The organism is Streptomyces sp. B1866 (assembly GCF_031932565.1).
GTDB lineage: Bacteria > Actinomycetota > Actinomycetes > Streptomycetales > Streptomycetaceae > Streptomyces.
Window position 1 is genome coordinate 1 of record NZ_JAVSCF010000404.1, and the last position, 3,459, is coordinate 3,459.

A 3,459-nucleotide genomic window follows, 5' to 3' on the forward strand; every position below is an offset into this window, starting at 1 on the left:
CCGTCCAGGCCGCCGTGCTCGCCGCGCGGGGCGGGGACCGCCGCGGGCCCCAGCGGTCCGCCGGACGGCGGCTCGTACCCGGGTACGGGCGTGGGCGGGCGGCCGGGCGGCGGCGGCACCGACGCCGGGCCGGACGCCGGGCGCGAGCCGTCGGAGTACGCGTCGGGGTGGCCGCCGGGGCGGGGGCCGGGCGGGCGCGGTCCGGCCCGGCCGCTGCGCTTGCGCTCGATGAGGGCGACGGCGCCGGGCGGCAGCCAGGCGGACGCGGTGCCGCTGTCCTCGGCGTTGGCCGCGAACAGGTGCGGCCCGAGCTGGGCCTGGAGGTCGGCCGGGGTGGGCCGCTGGTCGGCCGCCATGCGCATGCAGGACTCGATGAGCGGCCGCAGCTCCTCCGGCAGGCCGGTCAGGTCCGGGCCCTCGCGCAACAGCATGAAGACGGTCTCGACCGGGTTCGCGCCGTGGAACGGCGGGTGCCCGGTCGCGGCGAAGGTCAGCGTGGAGCCGAGCGAGAAGATGTCGCTGGCGCCCGTCACGCTGCGCGAGTCGCGCGCCTGCTCCGGCGACATGTACGCCGGGGTGCCCACGGCCACGTTCGTCATGGTCAGGCGGGTGTTGGAGACGCCGGAGGCGATGCCGAAGTCGATCACGCGCGGGCCGTCCTCCACGACCAGCACGTTCGACGGCTTCAGGTCGCGGTGGACCAGGCCCGCGCCGTGGATGGACTGGAGGGCCTCGGCGACGCCGGCCGCCAGCCACCGCACCGCCTGCGCGGGCATCGGCCCGCACTCGTTGACTATCTCCTCCAGGGAGGGCGCGGGTACGTACGCGGTGGCCAGCCACGGCACCGCCGCGCGCGGGTCGGCGTCCACGACGGCGGCGGTGTAGAAGCCGCTGACCGCGCGGGCCGCCTCCACCTCGCGCGTGAAGCGGACCCGGAACAGCTGGTCCTCGGCCAGCTCCGTACGCACCGTCTTGATCGCCACCCGCCGACCGGACGCCGAACGGGCGAGATAGACCAGCCCCATGCCGCCCGCGCCGAGCCGGCCCAGCACCTCGAACGGGCCGATGCGCCTCGGATCCTGCTGCGTAAGCTGCTCCACCACTTGCCTGCCACCTCCCCGTTGGGGCTAGAAATTAACAGCCCCGTGCCGCGCCCCGCCGACAAAGCGACCAGCGGTGCGCACGCTGCATTCTCTCCGGCGAAGGCGGCGGTTGCGAACCCGGGGGCTATTCATCGCGTCACGGGCGGATACACCGGTCGTCCGCCGTCGCGTTCGCCAATCCGCGCCACCGGCCGCGCCACCCACCGCGCCCCCGGCCGCCGCTGTGACCAGCGCCGCACGCCCCGGCCGGGGCCCGCCCGGCGCCCGCGGGACTCACGGCCGCCCGCCGTCCGCCCCGCGGATACCGGCGGCCGGGGTCACGACGGCGAAGCGGGCGCCCTGGTCGTCCGACAGGATCGCGTACCGCCCGTCGGGCGCGTCCAGCGCGGGGCGCAGCACCCGCCCGCCGAGCCGCACGGCCGTACGCACCGCGTCGTCGCAGTCCTCGACCATGAAGTACGTGAGGAAGTGCGCCGGCATTTCGGCTGGAAAACGGTTGTCGATCAGGGCCCGGCCGCAGACCGCGTGCTCCGGCCCGGTCGGCTCGCCGCGCGGCGACCACAGCACGTAGTCGGTCTCGGCCGGGTCGGCGCTGCGGGCCGACCCGTACCCGAACACGTGGCGGTAGAAGGGGTCCACGCGCTGCGGGTCGTGGGTGTAGACCTCCGTCCAGGCGTACGAGCCGGGGGCGCCCTCCTTCTCGAAGCCGGCGTGGCTGCCGGCCTCCCAGACGCCGAACACCGCGCCGACCGGGTCGGCGGCGCTGAATATCGTGCCGAAGGCGCCCAGGCGCAGCGGCGCGGCGACCAGCTGGCCGCCCGCTTGGCGGATGCGGGCGGCGGTCGCGTACGCGTCGTGGGCGGCGAAGTAGACGTTCCACACCGTGGGCATCCGGCCGTCGGTCTTGGGCGCGAGCGCGGCCACATTCGCTCCGTCGTGATACGCCTGCGTGTAGTAGCCGAAGCCCGGTTCGCTGGCGCCGAAGGTCCAGCCGAGCAGTTCGCCGTAGAAACGCTTGCCCGCCGACAGGTCGGGGAGCATCGCGTCCGCCCAGCAGGGCACGCCTTCCGCGAATGCGGCCATGGGTCCCGTTCCTCCCGTACGCGCGCGGGGATTGCCTTACGTCACTCCTTAGTCGCCACGCTAACGGGGCACCACGGGCCCCGCCGCCCGCGCCAATCGAATCCCCGATCGATTCTTTGCCGATCGACACCCGCCCCCACCGGCCGCGATTACGCTCCGCCAGCATTCCCTCGGCGGAGCGTGTCAGTGGCACGTTTCATTCGTACGGCCGATGCGACCGGCCTGGACGCACGGTAACCGGACAAGGTCCGAAAAGCGCTGTTCACGCACGGGTTTTATGCCGTCAGAAGACAGACCACTGGGCCTTAAACCCATTTGCACGCGGCCCAATAGCGCTTCGATCACCCGTCGGTAAGCTGACGGCATGACAGGACAAGTACGAACCGTCGACGGCCGGGTCGCCGGCCGCCGCGGGCAGGCCACGCGGCAGAAGCTGCTCGACTGCCTCAGCGAGATGCTCAGCTCGTCCCCGTACCGCGACGTCAAGGTCATCGACGTCGCCCGCAAGGCCGGCACGTCGCCCGCGACCTTTTACCAGTACTTCCCCGATGTCGAGGGCGCCGTCCTGGAGATCGCGGAGCAGATGGCCAAGGAGAGCGCGGTCCTCACCGACCTGGTCTCCGGCCGGACCTGGGCCGGCAAGGCCGGCGCGCAGTCGGCGGAGTCGCTGGTCGAGGGCTTCCTGTCCTTCTGGCGGAAACACGACGCCATTCTGCGGGTCATCGATCTGGGCGCCGCCGAGGGGGACAAACGATTCAACAAGATCCGTATGCGCATCCTCGGGTCGGTGACCACCTCGCTGGCGGACTCCGTCAAGGACCTCCAGACCAAGGGCCGCGTGGACAAGGACGTCAGCGCCGCCGCCCTCGCCGCCTCGCTCGTCACGATGCTGGCCGCGGTCGCCTCCCACCAGAAGGGCTTCGCGGCCTGGGGCGCCAAGCAGGCCGACCTCAAGCCCAGCCTGACGCTGCTGGTGCACCTGGGCATCACCGGCCGGAAGCCGCCGAAGTAGGTCCCCCCGGGCTCCCCCGGCTCCCTCGGGCCGGATTCCCGGGCCGGCAGCACGCCACGCGCGCGTTCCCGGCCGCAGGGCGCCGTCCCGCGCGGGCCGCTCTCCGGCATCCGGCTCGGGCCGCTCTCCGGCGAGCTTGTGGCCGCGCGGCCGCCGACCGCGGGCCGCGCCCCTGACCGCCGACCGCGGCCGGCCCCGGCCGGCCGACCGACCGCCCGCCGAGTACGGCGCACCGCACGTCCTGTCACGCACGGCGGACCG

The 3,459-nt window shown here is 73.7% G+C and carries 3 protein-coding genes; 1 reads left to right on the plus strand and 2 read right to left on the minus strand.

Annotated features, from left to right (window positions below):
* On the minus strand, positions 1-1,103 hold a 1,103-nt coding region (locus tag RKE29_RS28730), incomplete at its 3' end, for a serine/threonine-protein kinase (protein WP_312008634.1).
* 273 nt (positions 1,104-1,376) lie between these two features.
* On the minus strand, positions 1,377-2,186 hold the full coding sequence (locus tag RKE29_RS28735; RefSeq protein WP_312008635.1) for a VOC family protein: 810 nt from the start codon (positions 2,184-2,186) through the stop codon (positions 1,377-1,379).
* A gap of 364 nt (positions 2,187-2,550) precedes the next feature.
* Here RKE29_RS28735 and RKE29_RS28740 point away from each other — a divergent pair, with 364 nt between their 5' ends.
* Positions 2,551-3,198 carry a TetR family transcriptional regulator gene (locus RKE29_RS28740; protein WP_312008636.1) on the plus strand — a complete coding sequence of 216 codons (648 nt, stop codon included), beginning with the start codon at positions 2,551-2,553 and terminating at the stop codon, positions 3,196-3,198.
* Positions 3,199-3,459 lie beyond the last annotated feature (261 nt).

What these genes read in the sequence shown, in the direction of transcription:
- RKE29_RS28735 (WP_312008635.1), bottom strand. Translation starts at nt 2,186, where the DNA reads ATGGCCGCATTCGCGGAAGGCGTGCCCTGCTGGGCGGACGCGATGCTC.
- RKE29_RS28740 (WP_312008636.1), top strand. Translation starts at nt 2,551, where the DNA reads ATGACAGGACAAGTACGAACCGTCGACGGCCGGGTCGCCGGCCGCCGC.